Source organism: Micromonospora sp. NPDC047670 (genome assembly GCF_043204915.1).
In the GTDB taxonomy this organism is placed as follows: Bacteria; Actinomycetota; Actinomycetes; order Mycobacteriales; family Micromonosporaceae; genus Micromonospora.
This window is the reverse complement of sequence record NZ_JBIDDA010000001.1, coordinates 910,385-935,627: the sequence shown is the minus strand read 5'-3', so window position 1 is coordinate 935,627 and position 25,243 is coordinate 910,385. Positions and strand designations below refer to the sequence as shown.

General features: G+C 74.6%; 25 protein-coding genes. 21 read left to right on the top strand and 4 right to left on the bottom strand.

Annotation, left to right across the window (positions count from 1 at the left end):
- Positions 1 to 18: 18 nt before the first annotated feature.
- The 5 genes from ACGF7U_RS04495 (at position 19) to ACGF7U_RS04475 (ending at position 6,540) form a co-directional block, all read left to right on the top strand.
- Complete coding sequence (locus tag ACGF7U_RS04495) at positions 19 to 1,257, top strand: sensor histidine kinase (RefSeq protein WP_393102808.1); 1,239 nt, start codon at positions 19 to 21, stop codon at positions 1,255 to 1,257.
- Complete coding sequence (locus ACGF7U_RS04490) at positions 1,254 to 1,907, top strand: response regulator transcription factor (protein ID WP_393102806.1); 654 nt, start codon at positions 1,254 to 1,256, stop codon at positions 1,905 to 1,907. Before ACGF7U_RS04495 ends, ACGF7U_RS04490 begins: the two co-directional genes overlap by 4 nt.
- A gap of 78 nt (positions 1,908 to 1,985) precedes the next feature.
- Positions 1,986 to 3,056: a hypothetical protein gene (locus ACGF7U_RS04485; protein WP_393102804.1), complete on the top strand. Its 1,071-nt coding sequence runs from the start codon at positions 1,986 to 1,988 to the stop codon at positions 3,054 to 3,056.
- Between the two features lie 62 nt (positions 3,057 to 3,118).
- On the top strand, positions 3,119 to 4,582 hold the full coding sequence (locus ACGF7U_RS04480; protein ID WP_393102802.1) for a magnesium chelatase: 1,464 nt from the start codon (positions 3,119 to 3,121) through the stop codon (positions 4,580 to 4,582).
- A gap of 2 nt (positions 4,583 to 4,584) precedes the next feature.
- On the top strand, positions 4,585 to 6,540 hold the full coding sequence (locus tag ACGF7U_RS04475; protein WP_393102800.1) for a VWA domain-containing protein: 1,956 nt from the start codon (positions 4,585 to 4,587) through the stop codon (positions 6,538 to 6,540).
- Positions 6,541 to 6,646: 106 nt separating this feature from the next.
- Here the strand turns inward: ACGF7U_RS04475 and ACGF7U_RS04470 are convergent, their stop codons facing one another.
- On the bottom strand, positions 6,647 to 7,219 hold the full coding sequence (locus tag ACGF7U_RS04470; RefSeq protein ID WP_393102798.1) for a TetR/AcrR family transcriptional regulator: 573 nt from the start codon (positions 7,217 to 7,219) through the stop codon (positions 6,647 to 6,649).
- Between the two features lie 109 nt (positions 7,220 to 7,328).
- On the opposite strand from ACGF7U_RS04470, the gene ACGF7U_RS04465 reads away from it, so the two are divergent.
- Positions 7,329 to 8,111 (top strand): SDR family NAD(P)-dependent oxidoreductase, encoded by a 783-nt coding sequence (locus tag ACGF7U_RS04465; protein WP_393102796.1) that lies wholly within the window; start codon positions 7,329 to 7,331, stop codon positions 8,109 to 8,111.
- Between the two features lie 59 nt (positions 8,112 to 8,170).
- Positions 8,171 to 8,635 carry a hypothetical protein gene (locus ACGF7U_RS04460; RefSeq protein ID WP_393102794.1) on the top strand — a complete coding sequence of 155 codons (465 nt, stop codon included), beginning with the start codon at positions 8,171 to 8,173 and terminating at the stop codon, positions 8,633 to 8,635.
- A 111-nt stretch (positions 8,636 to 8,746) separates the two neighbouring features.
- On the opposite strand, the gene ACGF7U_RS04455 is transcribed toward ACGF7U_RS04460, so the two are convergent.
- Complete coding sequence (locus ACGF7U_RS04455; protein WP_393102792.1) at positions 8,747 to 9,718, bottom strand: GlxA family transcriptional regulator; 972 nt, start codon at positions 9,716 to 9,718, stop codon at positions 8,747 to 8,749.
- A 70-nt stretch (positions 9,719 to 9,788) separates the two neighbouring features.
- Here ACGF7U_RS04455 and ACGF7U_RS04450 point away from each other — a divergent pair, with 70 nt between their 5' ends.
- Positions 9,789 to 11,087, top strand: a complete 1,299-nt coding sequence (locus ACGF7U_RS04450) for an MFS transporter (RefSeq protein WP_393102790.1) — start codon at positions 9,789 to 9,791, stop codon at positions 11,085 to 11,087.
- A 72-nt stretch (positions 11,088 to 11,159) separates the two neighbouring features.
- On the opposite strand, the gene ACGF7U_RS04445 is transcribed toward ACGF7U_RS04450, so the two are convergent.
- Complete coding sequence (locus ACGF7U_RS04445) at positions 11,160 to 11,444, bottom strand: DUF427 domain-containing protein (protein ID WP_393102788.1); 285 nt, start codon at positions 11,442 to 11,444, stop codon at positions 11,160 to 11,162.
- A 131-nt stretch (positions 11,445 to 11,575) separates the two neighbouring features.
- Between ACGF7U_RS04445 and ACGF7U_RS04440 the strand changes: the two genes are divergently transcribed.
- From ACGF7U_RS04440 to ACGF7U_RS04400, 9 genes are all read left to right on the top strand, one after another.
- Entirely contained in the window at positions 11,576 to 12,976 is a 1,401-nt protein-coding gene (locus ACGF7U_RS04440; RefSeq protein ID WP_393102786.1) for an FAD-binding oxidoreductase, read from the top strand.
- Positions 12,973 to 14,316: a class I SAM-dependent methyltransferase gene (locus tag ACGF7U_RS04435; RefSeq protein ID WP_393102784.1), complete on the top strand. Its 1,344-nt coding sequence runs from the start codon at positions 12,973 to 12,975 to the stop codon at positions 14,314 to 14,316. Before ACGF7U_RS04440 ends, ACGF7U_RS04435 begins: the two co-directional genes overlap by 4 nt.
- Positions 14,317 to 14,403: 87 nt before the next feature.
- Complete coding sequence (locus tag ACGF7U_RS04430; protein WP_393102782.1) at positions 14,404 to 14,961, top strand: helix-turn-helix domain-containing protein; 558 nt, start codon at positions 14,404 to 14,406, stop codon at positions 14,959 to 14,961.
- Complete coding sequence (locus ACGF7U_RS04425) at positions 14,954 to 15,832, top strand: SRPBCC family protein (protein ID WP_393102780.1); 879 nt, start codon at positions 14,954 to 14,956, stop codon at positions 15,830 to 15,832. The genes ACGF7U_RS04430 and ACGF7U_RS04425 overlap by 8 nt, the downstream gene beginning before the upstream one ends.
- A gap of 112 nt (positions 15,833 to 15,944) precedes the next feature.
- Entirely contained in the window at positions 15,945 to 16,823 is an 879-nt protein-coding gene (locus tag ACGF7U_RS04420; protein ID WP_393102778.1) for a sugar phosphate isomerase/epimerase family protein, read from the top strand.
- 48 nt (positions 16,824 to 16,871) lie between these two features.
- On the top strand, positions 16,872 to 17,105 hold the full coding sequence (locus ACGF7U_RS04415; RefSeq protein WP_393102776.1) for a zinc-ribbon domain-containing protein: 234 nt from the start codon (positions 16,872 to 16,874) through the stop codon (positions 17,103 to 17,105).
- Between the two features lie 242 nt (positions 17,106 to 17,347).
- Positions 17,348 to 17,821, top strand: a complete 474-nt coding sequence (locus ACGF7U_RS04410; protein WP_393102774.1) for a hypothetical protein — start codon at positions 17,348 to 17,350, stop codon at positions 17,819 to 17,821.
- 130 nt (positions 17,822 to 17,951) lie between these two features.
- The gene (locus ACGF7U_RS04405; protein ID WP_393102772.1) at positions 17,952 to 19,064 is read left to right on the top strand and encodes a hypothetical protein; all 1,113 of its coding nucleotides are present in this window, start codon (positions 17,952 to 17,954) and stop codon (positions 19,062 to 19,064) included.
- Positions 19,061 to 20,635, top strand: a complete 1,575-nt coding sequence (locus tag ACGF7U_RS04400; RefSeq protein WP_393102770.1) for a hypothetical protein — start codon at positions 19,061 to 19,063, stop codon at positions 20,633 to 20,635. Before ACGF7U_RS04405 ends, ACGF7U_RS04400 begins: the two co-directional genes overlap by 4 nt.
- A gap of 202 nt (positions 20,636 to 20,837) precedes the next feature.
- Here the strand turns inward: ACGF7U_RS04400 and ACGF7U_RS04395 are convergent, their stop codons facing one another.
- Positions 20,838 to 21,785 carry a S41 family peptidase gene (locus tag ACGF7U_RS04395; protein WP_393102768.1) on the bottom strand — a complete coding sequence of 316 codons (948 nt, stop codon included), beginning with the start codon at positions 21,783 to 21,785 and terminating at the stop codon, positions 20,838 to 20,840.
- A gap of 56 nt (positions 21,786 to 21,841) precedes the next feature.
- Here ACGF7U_RS04395 and ACGF7U_RS04390 point away from each other — a divergent pair, with 56 nt between their 5' ends.
- The 4 genes from ACGF7U_RS04390 (at position 21,842) to ACGF7U_RS04375 (ending at position 25,216) form a co-directional block, all read left to right on the top strand.
- Positions 21,842 to 22,399 carry an ArsR/SmtB family transcription factor gene (locus tag ACGF7U_RS04390; protein ID WP_393102766.1) on the top strand — a complete coding sequence of 186 codons (558 nt, stop codon included), beginning with the start codon at positions 21,842 to 21,844 and terminating at the stop codon, positions 22,397 to 22,399.
- Between the two features lie 100 nt (positions 22,400 to 22,499).
- Positions 22,500 to 23,258: a MerR family transcriptional regulator gene (locus ACGF7U_RS04385; RefSeq protein ID WP_393102764.1), complete on the top strand. Its 759-nt coding sequence runs from the start codon at positions 22,500 to 22,502 to the stop codon at positions 23,256 to 23,258.
- Positions 23,259 to 23,544: 286 nt separating this feature from the next.
- The gene (locus tag ACGF7U_RS04380) at positions 23,545 to 24,540 is read left to right on the top strand and encodes a sensor histidine kinase (protein WP_393102954.1); all 996 of its coding nucleotides are present in this window, start codon (positions 23,545 to 23,547) and stop codon (positions 24,538 to 24,540) included.
- 1 nt (position 24,541) lies between these two features.
- Positions 24,542 to 25,216, top strand: a complete 675-nt coding sequence (locus ACGF7U_RS04375) for a response regulator (RefSeq protein ID WP_393102762.1) — start codon at positions 24,542 to 24,544, stop codon at positions 25,214 to 25,216.
- The last annotated feature ends 27 nt before the right edge of the window (positions 25,217 to 25,243 follow it).

Here is a 25,243-nt window from a genome sequence, read left to right as displayed (position 1 = left end):
CGGCGGCAGAATGGGCGGGTGAAGCACCCCAAGCTCCTCGCCCCGCTGGTGGCCGGCAGCACGTGGCGGCGCGGCGTGTTCCTGCTGCTCGGCGGGGTGCTCGTGCTGCCGTACGTGCTGCTGGCGTTGGCGTTCGCGCAGATGCTGACCCAGCCGGACGTCCCCCGGCCGCTGGTGCTGGGGCTGCTCGTCGTCGCGGCGACGATCGCGGCGGTCCCGATCTTCCTCGACGGCCCCCGGGCGCTGGAGATCGCGGCCGCGCGGGCCCTGCTCGGCGTCGACCTGCCGGACCCGGCTCCCGGGCACGCCGCCGACCGGGAGACCCGGCTGCGTTCCGCGCTGTGGATCGGGCTGCACCTGCTCAGCGGCGGGCTGGTGGTGGCCGCGCTGTTCAGCGCGGTGCCGATGGCGCTGGCCTTCATCGGGCAGCAGTTCGGCCTCGACACCGGGATGACCAGCGGGGACCGGTTCGGGCCCTTCGACGGGCGGGACACCGGCTGGCTGACGCTCAGCGCGATCGTCGTGCTGGTGGCGCTCGGCTACGCCGTCGCCGGGCTGGGCGCGCTGGCCGTGTCGATGGCCCCGGTGCTGCTCGGCCCGGCGCAGGCGGAGCGGATCGCGGCCCTGGAGGCCCGGGCCGCCCGGCTGGCCGAACGCAACCGGCTGGCCCGCGAGCTGCACGACTCGGTGGGGCACGCGCTCACCGTGGCGACCCTCCAGGCGGGCGCGGCCCGCGAGCTGCTCGACCGGGACCCCGAGTTCGCCCGGCGCGCGCTGACCGCGATCGAGGAGGCCGGGCGCGCCGCCATGGACGACCTGGACCACGTGCTCGGGCTGCTGCGCGAGCCCGGGGGCGGAGGGGTGGCGCCGCAGCGTACGCTGGCCGACCTGGACCGGCTGGTGGCCGACACCCGCGCGGCCGGCCTGCCGGTCGACGCCCGGTGCGCCGGCGACCTCGCCGACCTGCCGGCGGCGGTCTCCCGCGAGGGTTACCGGATCGTCCAGGAGGGACTGACCAACGCCGCCCGCTATGGTCGGGGGCCGGTCACGCTGCGCCTGGACGCGCACGCCGACGCGCTGGAGTTGGAGTTGGACAACGCGCTCAGCCGCCCTCGTCGCGCCGACCCCGGCCGGGGCGGCCGGGGCCTGGACGGGATGCGGGAGCGGGTGCTGCTGCTCGGCGGCCGGCTCACCGTCGGGGCGGACGGCGACCGCTGGCGGATCCGGGTACGGCTGCCGTTCGAGGGGACCCCATGACACCGACCGGCGTGCTGATCGTCGACGACGACGAACTGATCCGGGTGGGCCTGCGGGCGATCCTCGACGCCCAGCCCGACCTGCGGGTGCTCGGCGAGGCCACCGACGGCGCGGAGGTGCCGCCGCTGGTCGCCCGGCTGCGCCCCCGGGTGGTGCTGATGGACGTGCGGATGCCCGGCATCGACGGCATCCAGGCCACCCGGCGGCTGCTCGCCACCTCCGCCGACCCGCCCCGGGTGCTGGTGGTGACCACGTTCGAGAACGACGAGTACGTCTACGACGCGCTCCGCGCCGGGGCCAGCGGGTTCCTGCTCAAGCGGGCCCGGCCGGCCGAGGTGGTGGAGGCGGTCCGGGTGGTCGCGCGGGGCGAGTCCCTGCTGTTCCCGGCCGCCATCCGCCGCCTCGCCGGGGCGTACGGGGGGCGGGGTGCCGACCGGCTGGAGGCCGCCCGGCTCACCGAACGGGAGGCCGAGGTGCTCCGGCTGATGACCACCGGCCTGTCCAACCCGGAGATCGCCGCGCACCTGGTGGTCGGCGTGGAGACGGTGAAGACCCACGTCGGCAACGTGCTGGCCAAGCTCGGCGTACGCGACCGCACCCAGGCGGTGATCGCCGCGTACGAGTCGGGCTTCGTCACCCCGTCCGGCTGAGGCCGTTCCCTCCCGAGGGGGAGCCGGTTCACCGCCGCACGGGAGGGAGCGCGGGGCCCGCCGGCCGAGGCTTGAGGCATGACGACGACCCTCCCGCCCACCCGCCGCCCGACGGCGCGCCGGTCGGACCGGCTCGCCCCGCTCGCCGCCGCCTGGCTCGGCCTGTGGGGCGTGCTCGCCCTCCTCTGCACCGTCACCGGCGCCGGCTACCCGTTCGGGGCGAACGACACCGGCGGAGAGATCAACCTGCTGCGGCTGGTCCCGACCACCGTCGGGCCGCCGCTGTTCGCCGCGCTGCTGCTCGGCGCCGCGGTCGCCGCGCTCGCCATGACCGGCTCGACGCGGCGTCCGGGCCGGGCGCTGCGGGCGCTGCTGCCGGCGTACGCCTGGACGGTCGCGGTCCTGCTGGCCGTCGTGGTGCCGGACGTCGGGGTGCTGACCATCCTCGGGTACGCCCCGATCCTGATCATCGGCGCGCCGTTCGGCTGGCCCCCGGTGGACTACGCGGAGGTCTTCACCTGGGCGCTGTTCGCCCGGTTCGCCGCCGTCGTCGGCGGGGTGCTGCTGGCCGGGGCCGTGCTCAACTGGCGGCGGCGCACCGCCGGCGCCTGCCCGGCGTGTGGACGCGACGGCACCGACCAGGGCTGGACCTCGCCCGCCTCGGCCGCCCGCTGGGGTCGCTGGGTGGCCTGGGTCGCGGCCATCATCCCCGCCCTGTACGCGGTCACCCGCCTCGCCTGGGCGGTCGGCATCCCGCTCGGCATCGAGCAGTCGTTCCTCGACGAGATGCGGGACTCCGGGCTGGTGTGGGCGGGCGCCGGGCTGGGCGGGTTCGCGCTGGTGGGGGCGATCCTCACGCTGGGGCTGGTGCAGCGCTGGGGCGAGCGGTTCCCGCGTTGGATGGTCGGCCTGGCCGGGCGGCCGGTGCCGGTGAGGCTGGCCGTGGTCCCGGCCACCCTGGTCGCGGTGGCGGTCACCGCGGCGACCCTCGGCCTGCTCGCTACCCCGGACTTCTGGGACTTCGGCGGGGCCAGCCTGGCCACCGCGCCGATGCTGCTCTGGCCGTTCTGGGGTGTCGCGCTCGGCGCCGCCACGTACGCGTACCACCTGCGCCGCCGGGGCGCGTGCCGGCGCTGCGGCCGCGACTGAGCCGTCCCGACGGCGGGGACGCCCGGTCGACGGACCGGGCGTCCCCGCCGACGTGAGCTAGCGTGGGTCGGGTGACTGCGCCTTCCCCGGTTACCCCGGTCCCACCGGCCGACCTGCCCGGCACGCTCGGCGCGCTGCGGGCGGCCGGCCACGCGTACCGCACGGTCAAGCAGGAACTCCGCGACAACCTCCTGGCCCGGATGCGCTCCGGCGCGGACCGCTTCCCCGGCATCGTCGGCTACGACGACACGGTGCTGCCCGAGGTCGAGCGGGCGCTGCTCGCCGGGCACGACATGGTGCTGCTCGGCGAGCGGGGCCAGGGCAAGACCCGGCTCATCCGCTCGCTGGTCGGGCTGCTCGACGAGTGGACCCCGGTGATCGCCGGCTCGGTGCTCAACGAGCACCCGCTGCACCCGCTCACCCCCGCCTCGCGGGCGCTGGTCGCCGAGGCCGGCGACGACCTGCCGGTCGCGTGGCTGCACCGCTCGATGCGCTACGGCGAGAAGCTGGCCACCCCGGACACCAGCGTCGGCGACCTGATCGGCGACGTCGACCCGATCCGGATCGCGCAGGGGCGCACGCTGGGCGACCCGGAGACCATCCACTTCGGTCTGGTGCCGCGCACCAACCGGGGCGTCTTCGCCGTCAACGAGCTGCCCGACCTGGCCGAGCGGATCCAGGTGGCGCTGCTCAACGTGCTGGAGGAGCGGGACATCCAGGTCCGCGGCTACCAGCTGCGGCTGCCGCTGGACCTGTTCCTGGTGGCCAGCGCCAACCCGGAGGACTACACCAACCGGGGCCGGATCATCACCCCGCTGAAGGACCGCTTCGGCGCCGAGGTGCGCACCCACTACCCGGTCGACCTCGACCTGGAGCTGGCCCTGATCCGGCAGGAGGCCGACCTGGTCGCCGAGGTGCCGGAGCACGTGTTGGAGGTGCTCGCGCGGTTCGCCCGCGCGGTACGCGAGTCGCCGTCGGTGGACCCGCGCTCCGGGGTCTCCGCCCGGTTCGCGATCGCCGCCGCCGAGACGGTCGCCGCCGCCGCGCTGCGCCGCGCCGGGCTGCTCGCCGCCGCGGAGCCGGCCGAGGGGATGCGTCCGGAGGCGCCGGTCGCCCGGGTCGGCGACGCGGTGTCTGTGACGTCGACCCTGCGGGGCAAGGTCGAGTTCGAGAGCGGCGAGGAGGGGCGGGAGGCCGAGGTCCTCGGTCACCTGCTGCGGACCGCGACCGCCGAGACGTTCCGGGCCCGGCTGGCGGGGCTGGACCTGTCCGGGTTCACCGCCCTGGTCGACGAGGACGCGGTGATCGAGACCGGTGAGCTGGTCAGCTCCGCGGAACTGCTGCGCCAGGTGGGCACCGTCCCCGGGCTGGCCAAGGTGCTGGACCGGCTCGGCCTGGGTGACGCGCCCACCCCCGAGCAGGCCGCCGCCGGCGTCGAGTTCGTGCTGGAGGGGCTGCACCTGACCCGCCGGCTCGGCAAGGACGTCACCGACTCCGGCCGGACCCGCTACGGCGGCCGGGCCTGAGCATGGCCGGCAACCGGTTCCGGTACGGGCAGTGGCGGGGCGGCCCGGACCCGCTCGCGCCCCCGTACGACGTGCGGGGCGCGGTGGACGCCGTCGGCGCGGAGGTGCTGGCCGGCGGCAGCCTCCGGGAGGCGCTGCGCGATCTGCTGCGCCGGGGCCCGCAGGGGCGCGGCGGCCTGGACGACCTGGCCGCCCGGGCCCGGCGGCTGCGCCGCGAGGCGCTGCGCCGGGGCGACCTGGACGGGGCGGTCACCCGCGCCCGGGCCCTGCTCGACCAGGCGCTCGCCGCCGAGCGGGACGAGCTGCGCGGGCGCGCCGACGACGCCGCCCGGTTCGCCGAGGCGGTGCTGGACAACCTGCCCCGCTCGACGGCTCGGGCGGTGGAGGAGCTGGCCGGCTACGAGTGGGCCAGCGACGAGGCGCGCGGGACGTACCAGCGGATCCTGGACGGTCTCCGCGACGACGTGCTGGGCCAGCGTTTCGCCGGGCTGCGCGACGCGGTGCGCGCGTCGGCGGACCCGGCCGCGCAGCGGCGGCTGGCCGAGATGATGCGCGACCTGAACGACCTGCTGGCCCGGCACGCCCGGTCGGAGGACACCACCGACGCGTTCGCCGAGTTCATGCGCCGGCACGGCGAGTTCTTCCCGGAGCAGCCGGCCGACGTCGACGAGCTGGTCGACGTGCTGGCCCGCAGGTCGGCCGCCGGGGAGCGGCTGATGCGCTCGCTGTCCGAGCGGCAGCGGGAGGAACTGGCCGGCCTGATGCGGCAGTCGCTCGGCGACCGGCTCGCCGGGGAACTGGCCGCGCTGGACGCCAACCTCCGCGCGCTCCGGCCGGACCTGCACCGGGGTGGCGGCGAGCGGGTGCGCGGCGAGCGTCCGCTCGGCTACGGCGAGGCCGCGGGCGCGCTCGGCGAGATCGCTGACCTCGACGAGCTGCTCGACCAGCTCGACCAGGAACACCCGGGCGCCACCCTGGACGACGTCGACGTCGAGGCGGTGGCCCGGACGCTGGGCCGGGAGGCCGCCGACGACGTACGCCGGCTGCGGGACCTGGAGCGGGAACTGCGCCGGCAGGGGTGGGTCAGCCGGGACGCCGACGGGTTGACCCTGAGCCCGAAGGCGCTGCGCCGGCTCGGCGGCACCGCGCTGCGACGGGTCTTCGCCGACCTGACCGCCGGGCCGCGCGGCCAGCACGACCTGCGCTCGGCGGGCGCCGCCGGCGAGGTCAGCGGCGGTTCGCGCCCCTGGGAGTACGGGGACGAGCGGCCCCTGGACGTGGTGCGGACGCTGACCCGGGCGGTCCGCCGTACGGGGACGGGCGTGCCGGTGCGGCTCGCCGTCGAGGACTTCGAGGTGGTGGAGACCGAGCGGCGGGCGTCGGCGGCGGTGGCGCTCTGCGTCGACCTCTCCTACTCGATGATCTCGCAGGGCCGGTGGGGCCCGATGAAGCAGACGGCGCTGGCGCTGGCGCACCTGATGGCCACCCGGTTCCCGCAGGACGCGTTGCAGATCGTCGGCTTCGGCCGGGAGGCGCTGCCGCTGACCCAGCAGGAGTTGGCCGCCGTCGAGCCGGACATGCAGCAGGGCACGAACCTTCAGCACGCGTTGCGGCTGGCCGCCCGGCACCTGCGGCGGCACCCGGACGCCGAGCCGGTGGTGCTGGTGGTGACCGACGGGGAGCCGACCGCCCACCTGGACCCGGACGGCGGCGAGGCGCTGTTCCACTGGCCGCCGCTGCCGGAGACGATCGAGGCGACCGTCCGCGAGGTGGACCGGCTGACCCGCTACGGCGCCACGCTCAACCTCTTCATGCTCGGCGACGACCCGGGCCTGCGCCGCTTCGTCGACGCCGTGGCCCGCCGTTCGAAGGGCCGGATGTTCACCCCCGACCTGGAGGACCTCGGCGAGTACGTCGTCTCCGACTACCTGCGCGCCCGCCAGCCCCGCCGCCGCTGATCCCCCGGTGGATGGTCCGCACCGGTCGGTTCCGGGCCTGCCGCGCCCGCTCGGGGCCGCGCGGGCGCGCCCGCTTGGGACCAGCGGGCTTGCCCGCCGGCGAGGGTCAGGGCCTCGGGGCGGCCCCGTGCAGGAGGGTGTCCAGGATGCGGGCGGCCTGGGCGTCGGGGTCGCCCGGCGACGCCGTGGCACCGTGGATTGTCTCGTCGATCAGCGCCAGGTAGACACGCCCTGTCCAGTCCAGGTCGACGTCCGGGCGGAGGAGCCCGGCTTCCTGCGCCCGGCGTAGCACCAGTTCGCAGGCGGCGTGGACCTCCTGTTGGGTCCGCACCGTCGACGGATCGTCACTGGGCTGGCCGAGGGCGAACGTCCACCTTGACTTGATCTCCAGGATGTTGGTGGTGGCCTGGTGGAGGGCGACCAGGGGTGGGGCGGTGGCAGGCCGGGCGGCGGCCACCGCCGCACCGATCTGCGCCCAGGCGTCCCGGGTCATGCTGGTGATCAGCGCGTCGCGGCTGGCGAAGCGCCGGTGCACCGTGGTGCGGGCGACCCCGGCCGCCTCGGCGATCTGTTCGATGGTGGCGGCCGGGTTCGCCGCCAGCAGCCGCTCGGCGGCCTCCGTGATGGTCCGGATGCTGCGTTCGGCGTCCGCTCGCAGGCGCCGCTGGCCCTCGGCCATTCCGTCTCCTTCCCGCTGATTACAGGGAAACAATACATCAAGACCCAGCTCCGCCGTTATCCGAGACACGATGTTGCAGTTACGGCTCTCAAGCGCTACGGTTCGATGCATGACTGACGTTGCACTCATCACCGGCGCCTCCTCCGGGATCGGCGCCGAATTCGCCCGGCAGCTCGCGGCAGAAGGGCGGGACCTGGCCCTGGTCGCCCGCTCGGTCGACCGGATGGACGAACTGGCCGCGACCCTCCGGCAGGCCCACCGCGTCCGCGTCGAGGTCATCGGGCAGGACCTCGCGGCACCCGACGCCACCGCCCGGGTGGTCGCCGAACTAGGGGCCCGTGGCCTCGAGGTGACCCTCCTGGTCAACAACGCGGGCTTCGGCACCTGCGGCCGGTTCGAGGAGATCCCCGCTGACCGCGACCACGACCAGCTCATGGTCAACGTGGTGGCGCTGACCGACCTGACGCACGCGCTCGTGCCCGCCATGCTGGCCCGGGGCCGTGGCGGGGTGATCAACGTCGGCTCGACCGCCGGATTCCAGCCCGCGGCGTACTTCGCGGTCTACAGCGCGGCCAAGGCGTTCGTGCTCAACTTCAGCCTCGCGCTGTGGAGCGAGTACCGGGACCGGGGCCTCCACGTGCTGGCGCTGTGCCCGGGCCCCGTCGAGACCGGGTTCTTCGAGGCGATCGGCACCCGCCGGGCCGCGATCGGGGGACGGTTCGAGACCCCGCAGCGGGTGGTGGCCGGGGCGCTGCGGGCGTTGGCCCGCAACCGGGGGTACGTCGTGTCCGGGCCGGGGACCTTCGCCGGCGCGCACCTCCAGCCGCGCCGCCCCCGCAGGCTGATGGCCCGGATCAGCCGCATGGTCACCCGGGGCGTGCTGCCGGCCTGACCGCCGCGCACCTGCCCGGTCCGGCCCGCCGGGCGCCGGATCGCAGCTAGCCTGGGCGGATGGAGGTCGACAGGCTGCGGCGGGCGTACGAGGAGGTGCTCGCCGAGGTCGACGCGGGCGGGTTCGGGCCGCCGCCGGCCGGGCAGCTCAGCGCCGAGCAGATCGTCGCCCACCTCGCCGCCAACGACGAGCTGATGACGGAGGCGACCGAGGCGGTCATCGCCGGTTCGCCGTTCGCGTACTACGACCTGGAGACCATCCACCGCCCGCAGGTGGACGCGCTGGTCGCCGAGCATGGCGGGCTGGACGGGTTGGCCACCCTGCTGCGGGCCACCAGCCAGAAGCTCTGCGCGCTGGCCGAGCGGCTCGGCCCGGCGGCGGAGACCCCGGTCGACACCCACCTGCGCGAGGGCTTCGATCTGGTCGTCGACGACACCCTGCCCTGGGGTCGCACCCTCGACCTGCACACCCGCGTCCACCTGCCGAAGCACCTGGCCCAGCTCCGCATGCTCCGCGCCCACTGACCCGTCCCCATCCCGGCGATCTTGCACCTGCTGCCCCGGCGAAGCGCGCGAAAGGGCGAACGCGGGGCCGAAAGTGCAAGATCGCTGGGTGGGCGGGGGTGGGGGGCCGGGTCAGGGGTGGCGGAAGGTGCGGCGGTAGGTCGACGGGGGCACGCCGATGCGTTGGTGCAGTTGCTGGCGGAGCGCCGCGGCGGTGCCGAAGCCGGAACGGCGGGCGACCTGGTCGACGGTGAGGTCCGTCGTCTCCAGCAGCAGCCGGGCGTGGTCGGTGCGCTGCTGGAGCAGCCACTGCGCCGGGCTCATCCCGGTCTCCGCGCGGAAGCGCCGGGTGAAGGTGCGTACGCTCATCCGGGCCTGCTCGGCCAGGTCGCGCAGGCTGACCGGCTCGTGCAACCGCTGCCGGGCCCACTCCCGCGCACCGGCGGTGCCCGCGTCCGCCGTCTTCGGCACCGGGCGCTCGATGTACTGGGCCTGCCCGCCGTCGCGCCACGGCGGGACGACGCACCGCCGGGCCGCCCGGTTGGCCACCTCGCTGCCGTGGTCGGTGCGGATGACGTGCAGGCAGAGGTCGATCCCGGCGGCCACCCCGGCCGAGGTGAGCACCCGGTCGCCCGCGATGAAGAGCACGTCCGGGTCGAGGTCCACGGCCGGGTGCAGCCGCCGGAACCGCTCGGCGTACCCCCAGTGGGTGGTGGCTCGGCGGCCGTCGAGCAGGCCGGCGGCGGCCAGTACGAACGCCCCGGTGCAGATGGACATGATCCGCGCGCCCCGGTCGTACGCCCCGCGCAGCGCGTCCGCGACCGCCGGGTCGAGGGTTCCGTCGTGCATCGGCGGGCCGCCGTGGATGCCGGGGACGACCACCGTGTCGGCGGCCTCCAGCAGCTCCAGCCCGTGGTCGGGGAGCACCTGGTAGCCGGCGGTGCTGCGCACCGGACGGGCGCCGGCGGTGCAGGCGTCCACCCGGTACAGCGGCACGTGGTCGGCGTCGCGCGCGGTGCCGAAGACCTGGGCGGGGGTGCCGAGGTCGAGGCCGACGACCTTGTCGCTGGCGAGCACCGCGATCCGGTGCGGGCGGGTGGGCATGGCCCGATTATTGCGCATGATGGCTTTCCGGCCACTCGTCGCCGGCGCGGCCCGATCGCAGACTCGACCCGTGACCCGACCTCGTCGCCTGCACCCGGCCTGGACCGTCGCCGTCGTCGCCTTCGTCGCGCTGGTCGGCGCGGCCGGCTTCCGCGCCACCCCCTCGGTGCTGCTGCACCCGCTGCACGCCGAGTTCCGCTGGCCGCTGGCCACCATCTCCGCCGCGGTCTCGGTCAACCTGCTGCTCTACGGGCTCACCGCGCCGTTCGCCGCCGCGCTGATGGACCGGTTCGGCATCCGGCGGGTGGTCTCCGGCGCGCTGCTGCTGGTCGCCGCGGGCAGCGGGCTCACCGTCTTCATGACCGCGAGCTGGCAACTGGTGCTCTGCTGGGGCGTGCTGGTCGGGCTCGGCACCGGGTCGATGGCGCTGGCCTTCGTGGCCACCGTCACCGGGCGCTGGTTCGTCCACCGCCGGGGCCTGGTCACCGGCGTGCTCACCGCCGGGGGCGCGACCGGCCAGCTCGTCTTCCTCCCGCTGGTCGCCATGCTCGTCGCCGCGCACGGCTGGCGGGCGGCGGCGCTCGTGGTCGCCGCGGCGGCGCTGGCGGTCGTACCGCTGGTGGTGTGGCTGCTGCGCGAGCACCCGGCGGATCTCGGCCTGCCCGCCTACGGCGCGACCGAGGTCGTGCCCCCGACGCCGCCGGCCGGCGGGGCGGCGGCGCGGGCGCTGGGCGCGCTGGCGCAGGCGGCCCGGACGCGGCCGTTCTGGCTGTTGGCCGGCGGCTTCGCGATCTGCGGCGCGACCACCAACGGGCTGGTCGGCACGCACTTCGTGCCGGCCGCGCACGACCACGGGATGCCGCAGACCACGGCCGCCGGGCTGCTGGCGCTCGTCGGGCTCTTCGACATCGTGGGCACGGTCGCCTCCGGCTGGCTGACCGACCGGGTGGACGGCCGGTTGCTGCTGGGCGCCTACTACGCGCTGCGCGGCGGCTCGCTGCTGGTGCTGCCGGGGCTCTTCGCGGCCACGGCCGAGCCGAGCATGCTGGTCTTCATCGTCTTCTACGGGCTGGACTGGGTCGCCACGGTGCCGCCCACGGTGGCGCTGTGCCGGGAGTACTTCGGCGCCTCCGGCGCGGTGGTGTTCGGCTGGGTCTTCGCCGCGCACCAGGTCGGGGCGGCCCTCGCCGCCACCGGGGCCGGGCTGGTCCGGGACCGGCTCGGCGACTACGCGCCGGCCTGGTACGCGGCCGGGGCGCTGTCGATCGGGGCGGCCCTGCTGTCGCTGCTGCTGCGCCGCCGCGAGGCGCGACCGGCGCCGGTCCCGGTGGTCGCCGGGCCCCGGCGGGCGTGGAGCTACCGGGGCTGAGGCCGGCCGGGCGTCCCCCGCCGCTCCCGGCCGCCGGTGCGCGGCCGGGTGGCTCCGGGCCGGCCGGGCGGCTCAATCGACGACCCGGACGTCCTTCCAGAACGCGACCCGGTCGCGGACCATCTCCGCCTCCGGCTTCGGGTCGGGGTAGTACCAGACCGCGTCGGGGCTGGTCCGCCCGTCGTGGGCGAGCGTGTAGTAGGAGGCCGTGCCCTTCCACGGGCAGACGGTGTGCGTGTCGGACTCGCGGACCAGGTCGTCGCGCAGGGCGGCACGCGGGAAGTAGTGGTTACCCTCCACCAGCACGGTGTCGTCGCTCTCGGCCACGACCACGTCGTTCCACACAGCTTTCGGCATGGCTCCCACGCTATGCCGCCGCGAGCCGCGCGGCCACCGCCCGCCGTCGGTCCGCGGCCGGTGTTCCGGGATGCGAAACGGCCACCGTGGACATCCCACGCCATCGACCTGGTGCGGCGTACAGTGATCTCATGTGCGCGGTGCGTGTGGATCATCACTCGGTCGACCACGACGGCGCGGTGGCGCGGCTGCGCCGGTCGTACGCGGCGGTGCCCGCGGGCGAACCGGTGCGGCTCGCCAAACGCACCTCCAACCTGTTCCGCCCCAGGAACGCCCCCCGGGCGCCGGGGCTGGACGTCAGCGGCCTCACCGGTGTGCTCGATGTGGACCCGGTCGCCCGCACCGCCGACGTGCAGGGCATGTGCACCTACGAGGACCTGGTCGACGCCACCCTCCCGCACGGGCTGATGCCGCTGGTGGTGCCGCAGCTGCGCACCATCACCCTCGGCGGGGCGGTCACCGGGCTCGGCATCGAGTCGACCTCGTTCCGCAACGGGCTGCCGCACGAGTCGGTGGTGGAGCTGGACGTGCTCACCGGGGCCGGCGAGATCGTCACCGCCCGGCCGGAGGGCGAGCACGCCGACCTCTTCGCGGCCTTCCCCAACTCGCTCGGCAGCCTGGGCTACGCCACCCGGCTGCGCATCGAGCTCCAGCCGGTACGCCGCTTCGTGGCCCTGCGCAACGTCCGCTTCACCCGGCTGGAGGCCCTGACCGACGCGGTCGCCGAGGTCACCGCGACCCGTTCCTGGGCGGGCGAGGCCGTGGACGCGATGGACGGGGTGATGTTCAGCCCCGGCGAGGCGTACCTGACGCTCGGCGCCTTCACCGACGACGCCCCGAGGGTCAGCGACTACACCGGTCAGGACATCTACTACCGGTCGCTGCGCCGGCGCACGCACGACGCCCTCACCACGTACGACTATCTCTGGCGCTGGGACACGGACTGGTTCTGGTGCTCGGCGGCGTTCGGCGTGCAGCACCCCGTGGTCCGGCGGATCTGGCCGGCGCGGTGGCGGCGCAGCGACGTCTACCACCGGCTCGTCCGGCTGGAGCACCGGCACGGCGTGGCCGCCCGGATCGACCGCCTGCGCGGCCAACCGGCGCGCGAGCGGGTGGTGCAGGACGTGGAGATCCCGCTGGACCGGACGGCGGAGTTTCTGCGCTGGTTCGCCCGGACCGTGGGGATGACCCCGGTCTGGCTCTGCCCCCTGCGGCTGCGCGAGCCGTCCGGCCCGGGATCGGCCCGGGCCTGGCCGCTGTATCCGCTCCGGCCGGGGCAGGACTATGTGAACATCGGCTTCTGGGGGAGCGTGCCGATCGCCGACGGGGCTGCCGACGGCGACGTCAACCGGATGATCGAGCGCACGGTGTCGGAGTCGGGCGGGCACAAGTCGCTCTACTCGGACGCGTACTACGACCGGGAATCCTTCGACCGGCTCTACGGCGGCGTGACGTGGCGCGCGGTGAAGGACCGCTACGACCCGGACCACCGGCTCACGGGACTGTACGAGAAGGCGGTAGCACGAGCATGAGCCTGACCGATCGCGACCAGGGGGCGGCGAGCGCTCCCGCCACCCCGCCGGCGGGGGGCCGGCGCCCGGGTCCGACCGTGGCGGACGTCGTCCGCGCGTTGACGACCGGGGACCTGCCGGTGCGGGTCACCGGGTACGACGGCAGCGCCGTGGGCCCGGCCGACGCCGGGATCACCCTGTCGATCCGTTCCGAGCGGGGCCTGACCTACCTGCTCACCGCCCCGGGCGACCTGGGCATGGCCCGGGCGTACGTCAGCGGCGACCTGGCGTTGCAGGGCGTGCACCCGGGCGACCCGTACGAGGCGCTGCGGGTGCTCAAGGACGAGCTGCGGCTGCGTACGCCGCCGCTGGCCGAGGCGCTGGCCCTGGTCCGCGCGCTGGGCTGGGAGCGGCTGATGCCGCCGCCGCCCCCGCCGCAGGAGGCACTGCCGCGCTGGAAGCGGCTGGTGAACGGGCTGCGGCACTCCCGGGCCCGGGACAGCACGGCGATCTCGCACCACTACGACGTCTCGAACGCCTTCTACGAGAAGGTGCTCGGCCCCTCGATGACGTACACCTGCGCGGTCTTCCGCTCGCCGGACGACACGCTGGAGCAGGCCCAGGCGGCGAAGTACGACCTGGTGGCGCAGAAGCTGGCGCTCAAGGCCGGGATGCGGCTGCTCGACGTGGGCTGCGGGTGGGGCGGCATGGTCCGGCACGCGGCCCGCGAGTACGGCGTGAAGGCGCTCGGGGTGACCCTGTCCCGGGCGCAGGCCGAGTGGGCCCGGGCGGCGATCGAGCGCGAGGGGCTGACCGGCCTGGCCGAGGTGCGCCACCTCGACTACCGGGACGCGCCGCGCGAGCAGTTCGACGCGATCTCGTCGATCGGGCTGACCGAGCACATCGGGGTGCGCAACTACCCGGCCTACTTCTCGGCGTTGCGGGACCGGCTGCGGCCGGACGGCCGGCTGCTCAACCACTGCATCACGCGGGCCGACAACCACGCGCCGCACCGCTCGGGCGCGTTCATCGACCGCTACGTCTTCCCGGACGGCGAGCTGGCCGGTCCGGGGCGGGTGATCAGCGAGATCCACGACGTCGGGCTGGAGGTGCAGCACGAGGAGAACCTGCGCCTGCACTACGCGCTGACGCTGGCCGGCTGGTGCCGCAACCTCGTGGAGCACTGGGACGCCTGCGTCGCCGAGGTGGGGCCGGGCACCGCGCGGGTGTGGGGCCTCTACATGGCCGGCTCCCGGCTGGCCTTCGAGCGCAACGGCATCCAGCTGCACCAGGTGCTCGCCACCCGCAACGGCCCGGAGGGGGCGTCCGGCTACCCGCTGCGCCCCGACTGGCTGCCCTGACCCGCGTCCGACAGCCGCGCCGCCCCCGGCGCGGCTGTCCTCGGGGCTATTGACAAACAAATTTTTTACGTACAAACTGATTTTGCCATGAGAGACGTCCTGTACCTGGAGCAGATGGAGCAGGCAGAAGTCCTGCTCAAGCCGCAGCGCATCGAGGTGCTGCGGCAACTGGCCGAGCCGCGCACCTGCACCGAGGTCGCGACCCGGCTGGAGCAGACGCCGCAGCGCGTCTACTACCACGTCAAGCAGCTCGTCGCCGCCGGGCTGGTCGAGCAGGTCAGCGAGCGCAAGGTCCGGGGCATCAGCGAGGGCATCTACCAGGCCGCCGCCCGGTCCTACTGGCTCTCGCCCCGGCTGGTCGGCCGGATCGGCCTGCGCCGGGCCCGCGACGAGCTGAGCCTCGGCTACCTGCTGGACCTGATGGAGGAGGTCCAGGCCGACATCGCCGGGCTGGACCGCGCCGCCCCCGAGCTCCCCTCGATCGGGGTCGCCGGCGAGATCCGGGTGCCGGCGGAGCAACGCCGGCAGTTCCTGCACGACCTGCAGACGACTCTGCAGGACCTGTTCACGCGCTACGGGGGCGCCGAGGGCGACGCCTTCAAGCTCGCCGTGGCCTGCTATCCGAAGGGGAAAGACCGTGAGTGAACCGATGAAGCTGCCCGTCCGTCTCGCCGCGCCGGTCGCTACCGTCCGCCGCGCCCTGACCGACCCGGCCGAGCTGCGCGTCTGGCTGGCCGAGCACGCCGAGGTGGAGCTGCCGCACCGGTACGAGTTCTGGGGCCGGCACACCCCGGAGGGCGACGCGCCGCACCAGCGGCTGCTGCACGTCGACGAGCACACCCTGAGCTTCGCCTGGCTGCTCGACGGGGTCGAGACCACCACCGAGTTCGCCCTGCGCGCCGAGGGCCCCGACACCACGGTCCTGACGCTGACCCAGAGCCACTTCGACTTCGCCGAGGCGATGAGCGGCAGCAGCATCCGCGGCGTGCTCCAGACCTACTGGAGCCTGTCGCTCGCCAACCTGGCCGCCCACCTCGAGGGCGACCCGCTGCTGCCGAAGGTCGACTTCACCTCCGCCGAGATGCGCGGCGAGATGCTTATCGACGCGCCGGTGGCGAAGGTCTTCGAGTCGCTGACCGACTCCGAGCAGGCCAGCGCCTGGTTCGGCTACCCGATCGGCATCGAGCCCTGGGTCGGCGGCCGCTACGCCATGGGTGGCTTCGATGCCGGCTTCGCCGCCAAGGTCGTCGACCTGGAGCCGGGCCGCAAGCTGTCGGTCGACTGGGGACCGACCGGCGTCAGCACCTGGGAGCTGGCGGAGTCGCAGGGCAAGACCCGGCTGACCTTCGTGCAGTCCGGCTTCGACGAGCAGAACCCCCCGTACGGGGCCTGGGCCGGGGCGGTGTCGGGGCTGTTCGAGCTGCGCCGCTTCCACGAGATGAAGGACTGGCAGCCGATCTGGCTCCCGGCGGAGGTGCCCGGCCTGGAGCCGCAGGCCGCGGAGGCGACGAGCTGACCGCAGCGGCGCACGACCCGCCCGGCCGTTCCGACGGCCGGGCGGTCCGTCTGCGATCGGGGTGGCCGCGCGATCCGGGCAAGATCCTCTACAGTCGACGGATCTCGTCGACGTGGAGGCGTGGCTGGCGATGAGGATCGGCATCAACACGTGGGCGTGGGTCGCGCCGCTGACCGACGACGCGCTCGCCCGGCTCGCCCCACGGATCAGCGCGTGGGGCTTCGACGCGGTCGAGCTGCCCGTCCAGGCGCCGGGGGACTGGGATCCCGCGTCGGCCGCGGAACTGCTCGCCGGGCTGGGGCTGGCCCCCGCGATCTGCGCCGGCCTGCTGCCCGAGCACGACCTGCTCGCCGACGACGACGAGGTCGTGCGGCGTACGGTCGACTTCGTGCGGCACTGCCTGCGGGTCGCCGGCCGGGTGGGGGCCGCCGTGGTGGCGGGTCCGCTCTATGCCCCGGCCGGTCGCAGGTGGCTGCTCGACGCGGACGCGCGAGGCGCCACCGTCGCCCGCCTCCGCGACCGGCTCCGCCCGCTGGCCGGCGAGGCCGCCGGGCGGGGCGTGACGATCGCCCTCGAACCGCTCAACCGGTTCGAGACCAGCCTGGTCAACACCGTCGAGCAGGCGCTGGAGGTCGTCGACGGGATCGCCGGGCTGGGCATCGCGCTGGACACCTTCCACATGAACATCGAGGAGCGCGACCTGCCGGCCGCCATCCGCGCCGCCGGTGACCGCCTGGCACACGTGCAGGTCTGCGGCAACGACCGCGGCGCGCCCGGCGGGGACCACCTCGACTGGCCGGCGATGCTGGGCGCCCTGGCCGACATCGGCTATTCCGGCCAGCTGAGCATCGAGTCGTTCACCGCGCCGGCCCTGGCCGTGCCGATGTCCGTGTGGCGGCCCCTCGCCACCGGTCCCGACGCGCTCGCCGTCGAGGGGCTGGCCTTCCTGAGGGAGTTGTCGGCCCCGCGCGCCGGGATTTCCCGCACCTGACGCGGGTGGGGTGGTGATTGAGGGGCCCGCAGTGGGTACTGCCGGGCGATGTTCTTCATCTTCGGGCTCCGCACCAAGGTCACCCGGTCGGGCGTGGTGCAGCAGGTCTGCCGCAACTGCGGCAACCACGCCGCACAGGTCATCACCCGACGGTCGACGAAGTTCAGCCTGTTCTTCGTCCCGATCATCCCCGTCCGCACCAGCTACGTGCAGCAGTGCACCTTCTGCGGCGCCCAGTACGACATCTCCCGGTCCGAGGCCGAGCGCCTCGCGGTCGGCTGAGCCACCGGTGGCCCGTTTCCTCTGCTGGCTGATCGGCCGGCAGCCCGCCGTGCCCGCACCGGCGCCTGTGCACACCGTGTCCCGGCCGCCGTGCACCCCCGGCCGTCGGCGTCGCCGCCGTGCCCGCCGGCCGCTGGCCGGCACCGCCCTGCCCCGCTCGCCCTGGAACCGTTCCGCCGAGCGGTGACTGCCTCCGTCGTCGGCCCCTCGATCGGGGTGCGGGCCCGTGTGAGGATGTGGCGGTGTCGTATCCCCCTCATCCGCCGTACCCGCCGGTGCCCGGCGCGGTGGCGCCGCTGGTGTATCCCCACCCGATCGCGCCCCCGCCGGGGTACGCGGTGCTCGCCGTCGCGGTGAACCGCGGCCCGTACATCGTCCCCGCCCCGGCCACCAGCAAGTTCAAGATCGACGGCCAGTCGGTGCCGATCCCCGGCGAGGGCACCTGGTACATGGCGGTCGCGCCCGGGCAGCACGACGTCCGCTACACCGACTTCATGGGCATCCCGCTGATCACCACCGCGCTGGTCGCCCATCCCGGCGCGGTGCACCACCTGTCGTTCCGCTTCGGCGGGTGGCGCAACCGGGTCCACGACGGGCACGGCACCGACGTGACGAAGTTCGGGCTCTGGTCGAACTACAGCATCATGTTGGTCACGTTCGCCGTTGTCGGGCTGATCTGCTGCGGTCTCCTCGTTCCCGTCCTCGGCGCGCTCTGACGTCGGCCCGGTCAGCCGGTGCCCGACCGGCGAGACGCTGGTGGACCCGGCGGCCGGGCCGGGCGTCGCGGAGCGCCTCGCCGGGGCGGCGTCCGGCACCCGTCGTGGGGACCGCCTATCGTGGCGGATCGTGACGAGCACCGAGGAGCGACTGGCCGCGATCCGTGGTGGCGTGCCGCCCAGGCGGCACAACGCCCGCACCATCGCCGCCCTGACCGGCAACCCGGCTTGCACCCGGCGGGCCGTGCTGGACGGCGCCGGGGTGGACAAGCCGAACCTGGCCGAGCGGATCGGGTTCCCCGCCCGGTTCGGGCAGTCCCGGTTCGCCATCACCCGCGGCAACGCGTTCGAGGCGCAGGTCAAGGCCGACGGCGGGGCGGAGCTGCTGCGGCTGGTGGCCGAGCGGCTGGGCGTACCGGTGCCGGCGGCGGCGACCTGGACGGATCTCGGCGACGGCGTCGAGGACGACACGGCGGCCCGGCACCGGCGCTCCGCCGAGCTGCTGGCCGGCGCCGCGCCGGGCGGCGGGGCCGACGACGCCGCCGCGCTGTTCGACCACCCGCTGCTCGGCCTGGACGTCGCCGGCCGCCGGGTGCACCTGGAGCCGGATTTGGTCGCCGCCCGGCTCGCCGGCCGGTTCCACGTGGTGGAGGTCAAGTCGTTCCCGGTGATCGACGGCCAGGCCGACCCGGCCAAGGTGTCGGCCGCCGCGACCCAGTCCGCCGTCTACGTGCTGGCCCTGCGCGAGCTGCTCGCCGCCGCCGGCCACGACCCGGAACTGGTGTCGCACGACGTGGTGCTGGTCTGCCCGCGGGACTTCGCCAACCAGCCGCTGGCCAGCCTGGTCGACGTGCGCAAGCAGTTGCTGGTGCTGCGCCGTCAGCTCGACCGGATGGCCCGGGTCGACGCGCTGCTGGCCGCCGTGCCCGAGGACTTCACCGCCGACCTGGCCGCCGAGCCCGCGGCGCTGCTCGCCGCGCTCTCGGGGGTCGAGGCCCGCTACGCGCCCGAGTGCCTGGCGGCCTGCGAGCTGGCGTACTTCTGCCGGCACGAGGCGCGCGGCCACACCGGCGCGCTGGGCCGGCCGGTCCGGGAGGCGCTGGGCGGGATCGCGGACGTCGGCGAGGTGCTGGCGCTGGCCGCCGGCGAGCGCGCGCCGGAGCCGGGGCAGGAGGAGGCCGCCGCGCTGCTGCGGACCGCCGCCCGGTTGCGCGCCGACGCCCTCACCGGGACCCCCGCATGAGTACGCTCCGCGCGCTCGCCCGGGCCCAGGCGCTGGACGCCGGGGTGGCCCAGCCGGTGGCGACCGTCCGGCACCTGCACCTGGCCGAGCGCCCGCTGGTGCTCGTGCCGCTGGCGATGGCCGGCGAGGCGAACGCCCCGTTGGCGGCGCTGGTCGGCGACGCGCCGGACACGGCGCGGCTGCTGATCGTGCCGCAGCCCCGCAACCGCGACCAGCGATTCGCCTTCGCGGCCGAGCTGGCCGCGATCGTGCTGCCCTACCTGGACGGGTTCCGGGGCGTCTCCGAGGCGGTGCCGGTCGACCGGGGCAAGGATGTGCGGTACCGCTACGCCGACGCCCCGCAGCTGCTGGTGCCGAACCCGGCCGGGGTGAGCTTCCTGCGGCTGCTGGGCCGCTCCACCCGCTTCCGCCGTCCCGACGGCGAGTACCCGGTGCATCCGTCGGTGCCGGTGCTCGGGCGCTGGCTGACCTTCTTCGCCGAGCGGGCCGAGTACCCCGGGTCGTCGGCGCTGGTGGCGATGACCGACGCGTTGACGCTGCACTGGGCCACCGGGCAGAGCGTGCTGGAGGACCAGCACCTGCCGGCGCTGCTGGGCTGGATCGACCCGCCGGCCGGGCTCACCGGCGCCGAGGCGGCGGCCCGGGCCGAGGACCCCGCCGTCTGCCCGCCCGCCGGTCCGGCCACCGACCCGGACTTCGACAACCACCTGCTCGCCCCCGCCATCGCCGCGTACGCCGCCGCCGAGGACGACCCGGTCGCGCGCGCCGGGGCGTACGCGGAGCTGGAACGGCTGCTGCGCGACCAGCTCGCGCCCACCTGGGAGCTGATGTGGCGCGGCGTCGGGTTGCTGCGCGCCCTGCCGCCGGGTGCCCGGGCACCCGGCCGGTGGGACGGCGACAAGGACGCCTTCACCGGCTACGCCGAGCATGTCGACGCGGGCGGCGCGCCGCAGCCCCGCCGCGACGGTGCGGTGGCCGCCGCCCAGCGGCTGCACCGGCTGGAACGGGCCCTAACCTCGTACGCCGTCCAGCGCGCCTACGACGACCCGCTGGTGATGGCGGAGCACCGGCTGACCGGTGAGGCGTTCGTCGGCGAGGTGACCCTGGCGGATCCGACGCGGGTGGACGACACCGGCAAGCGGCCGGTGCTGCGCCCGCGCGTCCAGGTCGTCACCACCGAGCCGGTGCTGGTGCCGGTCGGCGCCACGCTGTACTCGCCGACGCGGCCGGCGCAGAAGGCCAAGGTGGTCTTCGTGACCCCGGCCGCGGACGGCAAGACCGAGGTGGTGCTGGAGCTCTCCGGCGGGATGGGCCGGGGGTTGACCGCCCCGCCGGGCAGCGTGCCCGAGGTGGGGGAGCGGCTCTGCTACACCACCCTGTCGGACGCGTTCATGCCGGCGGGGGCCTTCCCGGCGGTCGAGGAGACCCCGTGGACCCACGGGGGCCCACCGGTCCCGGCTGCCCCCGGCTCCGGCCCGACGCCCGCGCCCGCCAGCCTCGGGGTGGGCGCGGGCGACCAGGTGGTCCCGGCCCCTGCGTCTGACGGGGATCCCGCCGAGGAGTGGGCCTGACCGGCTGGCGTCCACGCTCGCCGCCACCACCGCCCCCGGCCGCGGTCGGCACTGCCCCCGGCCGGCGGCCCCGGCCGGAGCTGGTGGCGCTGGCCGTGCCGGCGATCCCCGCGCCGCACTGTCGAGCTGATGTCGTAGACGATTCACCGCAGGCCGGCTGGGGTGGCGCGCGGCCCGGGCGCCGCCTGATGTCACAGACGACTCAGCTCGACAGCGCCGTCCGGCCCTTTCCCCGGCGTGCCGGGTCGGTGACCACCGCCGCCGCGGCCTCGAGCGCCTCGGCTGCGGGCACCTCGACGTCGGGAACGACGCCGGTGCCCTCCCAGTTGGTGCCGGTGACCGGGTTGACCGGGCTGGCGACCGGCACGGAGAGGTGCAGGTGCGCATGGACCGGGAACCCCGTCCGGGGATGGGCGCCGCCGCCGGTCCGCTCCCCGACGACCGTGGCCCGGCCGTGCTGCTGGAGCGCGTAGGCCAGCGACTCCCCGCCGGAGAAGGTCGTCGCGCTGGTCAGGACTGCCAACGGCCGGTCACCCCCGAACCGCGCCCCGGTCGGCGGCGCGGGGCTCCAGAACTGGCGGTCCGCCTGGTGGCGTTGGCGCATCGTGTACAGGTGCGTCGGCCGGTCGAAGAGGTGCCCGCAGACCAGCACCTCCATCTCCGGGTCGCCGCCGATCGTCTCGCGCAGGTCGATGATCAGGGCGTCGGCGTCGGCGACCAGCCGCAGTGCGGCGGTCATCGCCTCCCCGGCGAGCGTCGGCGAGAACAGCGCGGGCTCGATCCGGAGCAGGCCGACGTTGTCGGGCAGTCGCTCCACCCGGTGGATGCCGCCGAGGCTGGCCCGGGCCATCCGGGGCAGGTCGTCGGCGAGTGGATCCCCGCCGTCCTCCGGCAGCGGCCGGTCGTGGAACCGTACGCCCAGGTGGCGGTCGCCGTTGACGGACTGGAGCGTGCGGGTGAGCGTGTCGGCGAGCGCCGCCCAGGACGGCGCCCGCTGGTGCCGGTCGACCTCGGCCCGCAGCAGCCCGCCGAGGCGGGCCGCGACGTCGGGGAAGACGTAGTGCTCGTCGACCAGCTCGGCCGTGCGTGCGACGACCTCGGCGATCTCGACCTGCGATACCGGCTGTTCTCGGGTGTCGAGGGTTGTCATGTCCGCAGTAGAGCAGCCCCGTTGACAAAGAGTCAAGAGACGTAGACGCTTTCGGCATGACGCCGACGCCCGCCGACCATCCGCCCGACGACCTGCTGGAGGTCACGACCCCGGCACAGTTCAAGGCGCTCGGGCATCCGCTGCGCCAGCGGCTGCTCTTCGCGCTGGGGCAGCGTCCCGCCACCATCAGCCAGCTCGCGGCGGCGCTCGGCGCTGCCAAGGGCAACGTGGCCCACCACCTCAGGGTGCTGCGCGACGCCGACCTGGTCCGCGTCGCCCACACCCGTCAGGTCCGCGGCGGCACCGAGCAGTACTACCAGCGCAGCGCCCGGCGGATGCGCGCCGCGCCCGGGCACGCGGCCGCGACCGCCGCGATGCTCGGCGCGGTCGCCGAGGAGATCTCCGCGGCGCCCGGCGAGCCGCTGCTGCACCTGCGCCACCTGCGTCTCACCACGGCCCAGGCCGAACGGCTCGCCGCCGCGCTCAGTGAGCTGGTCGACGGCGCCGAGGACGCCGGCGAGGGCGAGCCCCGCCACGGCGTGCTGGTCAGCCTCTACCGGCAGGCGCCGCCACCGCCGGCCCGACGGCGACAGGCCGGCGACCCGCCGGCCTGACGACGCGACCCGCCGGCCAGCCGGCGTCGGCGGGTCCAGAATCGGCCTTGACCCTCACGTAACGGCAGGCGGAAGCCTGGTGGGCGGAAGGGAGGGAACCATGGCGTACACGGTGGGACAGGTGGCGAGAGCGGCCGGGGTGACCGTGCGGACGCTGCACCACTACGACGAGATCGGGTTGCTCTCGCCCAATGGCCGCAGCAGCACGGGCTACCGGCGCTACGACGACGCCGACCTGGAGCGGTTGCAGCACATCCGCTACTACCGGGAGCTGGGGTTCCCGCTGGAGGAGATCGCCGCGATCCTCGACGACCCGGCGAGTGACCCGGTGGCGCACCTGCGCCGCCAGCACGAGCTGCTGACCGTACGGATCAAGAGGCTCCAGGAGATGGTCACGGCGATCGAGTTCGCGATGGAGGCGAGCAAGTTGAACATCCCACTGACCCCGCAGGAGCGGTTCGAGGTCTTCGGCGACTTCGACCCGGAGGCGCACGCCGAGGAGGCCGAGCAGCGGTGGGGCGGCAGCGAGGCGTACCGGGAGTCGAACCGGCGCGTGTCCCGCTACACCAGGGACGACTGGCTGCGGAACAAGGCGGAGAACGAGGACTGGGGGCGGCGGCTCGTCGAGGTGATGTCCTCCGGCGCGCCGGCGGACAGCCCGGCGGCGATGGACCTCGCCGAGGAGCACCGGCAGATCATCAGCCGCTGGTTCTACGAGTGCTCGTACGAGATCCACACCGGGCTGGCCGACATGTACGTGGCGGACGAGCGGTTCACCGCGTACTTCGAGAAGATCAGGCCGGGGATGGCCGCGTACCTGAGCGAGGCCATCCACGCCAACGCGATCAGCCGCGCCTGAACGTGCGGCTCGTCCGTCCTCCGGAGGCCACAGTGACCCGCACGCCCCGGATCCGGTAACCGGTTAGGGGCTGAGGCATCCGTCGCCATAGGCTGCGAGCATGGATCATGGGCCGCCGTCGGCGCGCGGATTCGAGATCGGCCGCATCGCCCGGTGGTACGCCGTGGTCTGGGTGCTCCTCGGGTTGTGCCCGCCGATCATCACGGTCCTCGACGACTCCGGAGCGGGGAGGTGGTGGTCGGCGGCACTGCCCGTCGCGCTCGGACTCGCGTACGCGTGCGTGACCATGTTCCCGGACCGGCGCCTCCTGCACCCGTCCGCCTATCTGGCGATGCTGACCGTGGTGCTCGGCGTGATGTCGTACCTTCGCGGCGGTGCGGCCCTGTTCGTTGTGTCGATCCCCCACTTCTGGCTCTTCACGCGGAGCCCACGATCGGCGATCGCACACAGCGGGGTCGCCGCGGCGGCGACCGTGCTCGGCGGCATCGCCGCGCTGGGCTGGCAGCCCGACATCAACGACGGCAACTTCGTCATCACCGTGGTCGGGTACGCGGCGTCGGTCGCGCTCGGCCTGTTCGTGCACCGGCTGCTGGAACGCGGCGAGGAACGCGCCCGGCTACTGAGTGCCGAGTTGGAGGCGGCTCGGCGCAGTCTGGCCGAGGCACACCAGCGGCAGGGGGCGACGGAGGAACGCGAGCGACTGGCCCGGGAGATCCACGACACGCTCGCCCAGGGATTCGCGTCCATCATCGTGCTCGCCGAGGCGGCTCGCGCCGGCCTCGACACCCATCCCGCCACGAGCGCTCAGCAGCTGCTGTCGATCGAGCGCACCGCCCGCGAGAACTTCGCCGAGGCGCGTGTCCTCGTCGGTTCGGCGCCGCAGAGCGGCCTCTCTCAGGGCTCGATCGCACAGACCCTGCGCCGCACCGCGGAGCGCTTCGGCGAGAACACCGGGATAACGGTCAGCACCGAGCTCGACGACGTGGACGGCGACCAGACCACCCGGATCGCGCTGCTGCGCTGTACGCAGGAATCGCTGGCCAACGTGGGCAAGCATGCGAACGCCTCCACCGTGGGGATCGTGCTCACCCGCGGCGAGGATGTCATCGAGCTCGAAATCACCGACGACGGCCGCGGCTTCGCGGTCGACACGGCGGAGGGCTTCGGACTCGTCGGCATGCGCAGACGATTGGCCGAACTCGGCGGTGAGCTCACCGTCACCAGCTCTCCGGGCAACGGGACCCGGGTTCTCGCTGCGCTGCCGGTGAACAGTCAGGGGTGACATGACAGACGACCAGATCCGGATCGTGGTGGCCGACGACCATGCGGTGATGCGCGCCGGCGTGGTGGCGCTGCTCGCCACCGACCCGGCCATCGAGGTGGTCGGCGAGGCCGGCAACGGCCGCGAGGCCGTCGAACTCATCGAGCGTCTGACGCCGGACGTGGCCCTGCTCGACCTGCGGATGCCGATCATGGACGGTGTCGAGGCCACCACCGCGATCCTCGGCGGTCCCTCCGGGACCCGCGTGCTGATCCTCACCACCTACGACACCGACAGCGAGATCGAACGCGCCGTCGAGGCCGGCGCCATCGGCTACCTGCTCAAGGACACCAGCCGAGAGCAGCTGGCCGACGCCATTCGCTCCGCCGCCCGAGGCCAGACCGTTCTCGCCCCACGGGTCGCCGAACGCATCGTCGCGCGGATGCGCCAGCCGGCCCCGGTCGTGCTGACCTCGCGGGAGGTGGACGTGCTCAACGGGGTGGCGGACGGGTTGTCGAATGCCGACATCGGTAGGCGTCTGGTGATCGCGGAGGCCACCGTCAAGACGCACCTGCTGCGGATCTTCGCGAAGCTCGACGTCAGCGACCGTACGCATGCGGTGGTCACCGCACTCGAACGTGGCCTGCTGGCCCGGCCCGGGCCGGGCGATCAGCGTCCCTGGAACCGGCGCTCGTGACCGTCAGCTGACGGCGTTGTCCACCGG

Coding starts and splice junctions, on each gene's coding strand:
- ACGF7U_RS04380 (WP_393102954.1), top strand. CDS start 23,545: ATGTTCCCGGACCGGCGCCTCCTGCACCCGTCCGCCTATCTGGCGATG.
- ACGF7U_RS04490 (WP_393102806.1), top strand. CDS start 1,254: ATGACACCGACCGGCGTGCTGATCGTCGACGACGACGAACTGATCCGG.
- ACGF7U_RS04400 (WP_393102770.1), top strand. CDS start 19,061: ATGAGTACGCTCCGCGCGCTCGCCCGGGCCCAGGCGCTGGACGCCGGG.
- ACGF7U_RS04430 (WP_393102782.1), top strand. CDS start 14,404: ATGAGAGACGTCCTGTACCTGGAGCAGATGGAGCAGGCAGAAGTCCTG.
- ACGF7U_RS04465 (WP_393102796.1), top strand. CDS start 7,329: ATGACTGACGTTGCACTCATCACCGGCGCCTCCTCCGGGATCGGCGCC.
- ACGF7U_RS04440 (WP_393102786.1), top strand. CDS start 11,576: ATGTGCGCGGTGCGTGTGGATCATCACTCGGTCGACCACGACGGCGCG.
- ACGF7U_RS04390 (WP_393102766.1), top strand. CDS start 21,842: ATGACGCCGACGCCCGCCGACCATCCGCCCGACGACCTGCTGGAGGTC.
- ACGF7U_RS04385 (WP_393102764.1), top strand. CDS start 22,500: ATGGCGTACACGGTGGGACAGGTGGCGAGAGCGGCCGGGGTGACCGTG.
- ACGF7U_RS04485 (WP_393102804.1), top strand. CDS start 1,986: ATGACGACGACCCTCCCGCCCACCCGCCGCCCGACGGCGCGCCGGTCG.
- ACGF7U_RS04455 (WP_393102792.1), bottom strand. CDS start 9,718: ATGCCCACCCGCCCGCACCGGATCGCGGTGCTCGCCAGCGACAAGGTC.
- ACGF7U_RS04375 (WP_393102762.1), top strand. CDS start 24,542: ATGACAGACGACCAGATCCGGATCGTGGTGGCCGACGACCATGCGGTG.
- ACGF7U_RS04460 (WP_393102794.1), top strand. CDS start 8,171: ATGGAGGTCGACAGGCTGCGGCGGGCGTACGAGGAGGTGCTCGCCGAG.
- ACGF7U_RS04470 (WP_393102798.1), bottom strand. CDS start 7,219: ATGGCCGAGGGCCAGCGGCGCCTGCGAGCGGACGCCGAACGCAGCATC.
- ACGF7U_RS04415 (WP_393102776.1), top strand. CDS start 16,872: ATGTTCTTCATCTTCGGGCTCCGCACCAAGGTCACCCGGTCGGGCGTG.
- ACGF7U_RS04395 (WP_393102768.1), bottom strand. CDS start 21,785: ATGACAACCCTCGACACCCGAGAACAGCCGGTATCGCAGGTCGAGATC.
- ACGF7U_RS04435 (WP_393102784.1), top strand. CDS start 12,973: ATGAGCCTGACCGATCGCGACCAGGGGGCGGCGAGCGCTCCCGCCACC.
- ACGF7U_RS04475 (WP_393102800.1), top strand. CDS start 4,585: ATGGCCGGCAACCGGTTCCGGTACGGGCAGTGGCGGGGCGGCCCGGAC.
- ACGF7U_RS04445 (WP_393102788.1), bottom strand. CDS start 11,444: ATGCCGAAAGCTGTGTGGAACGACGTGGTCGTGGCCGAGAGCGACGAC.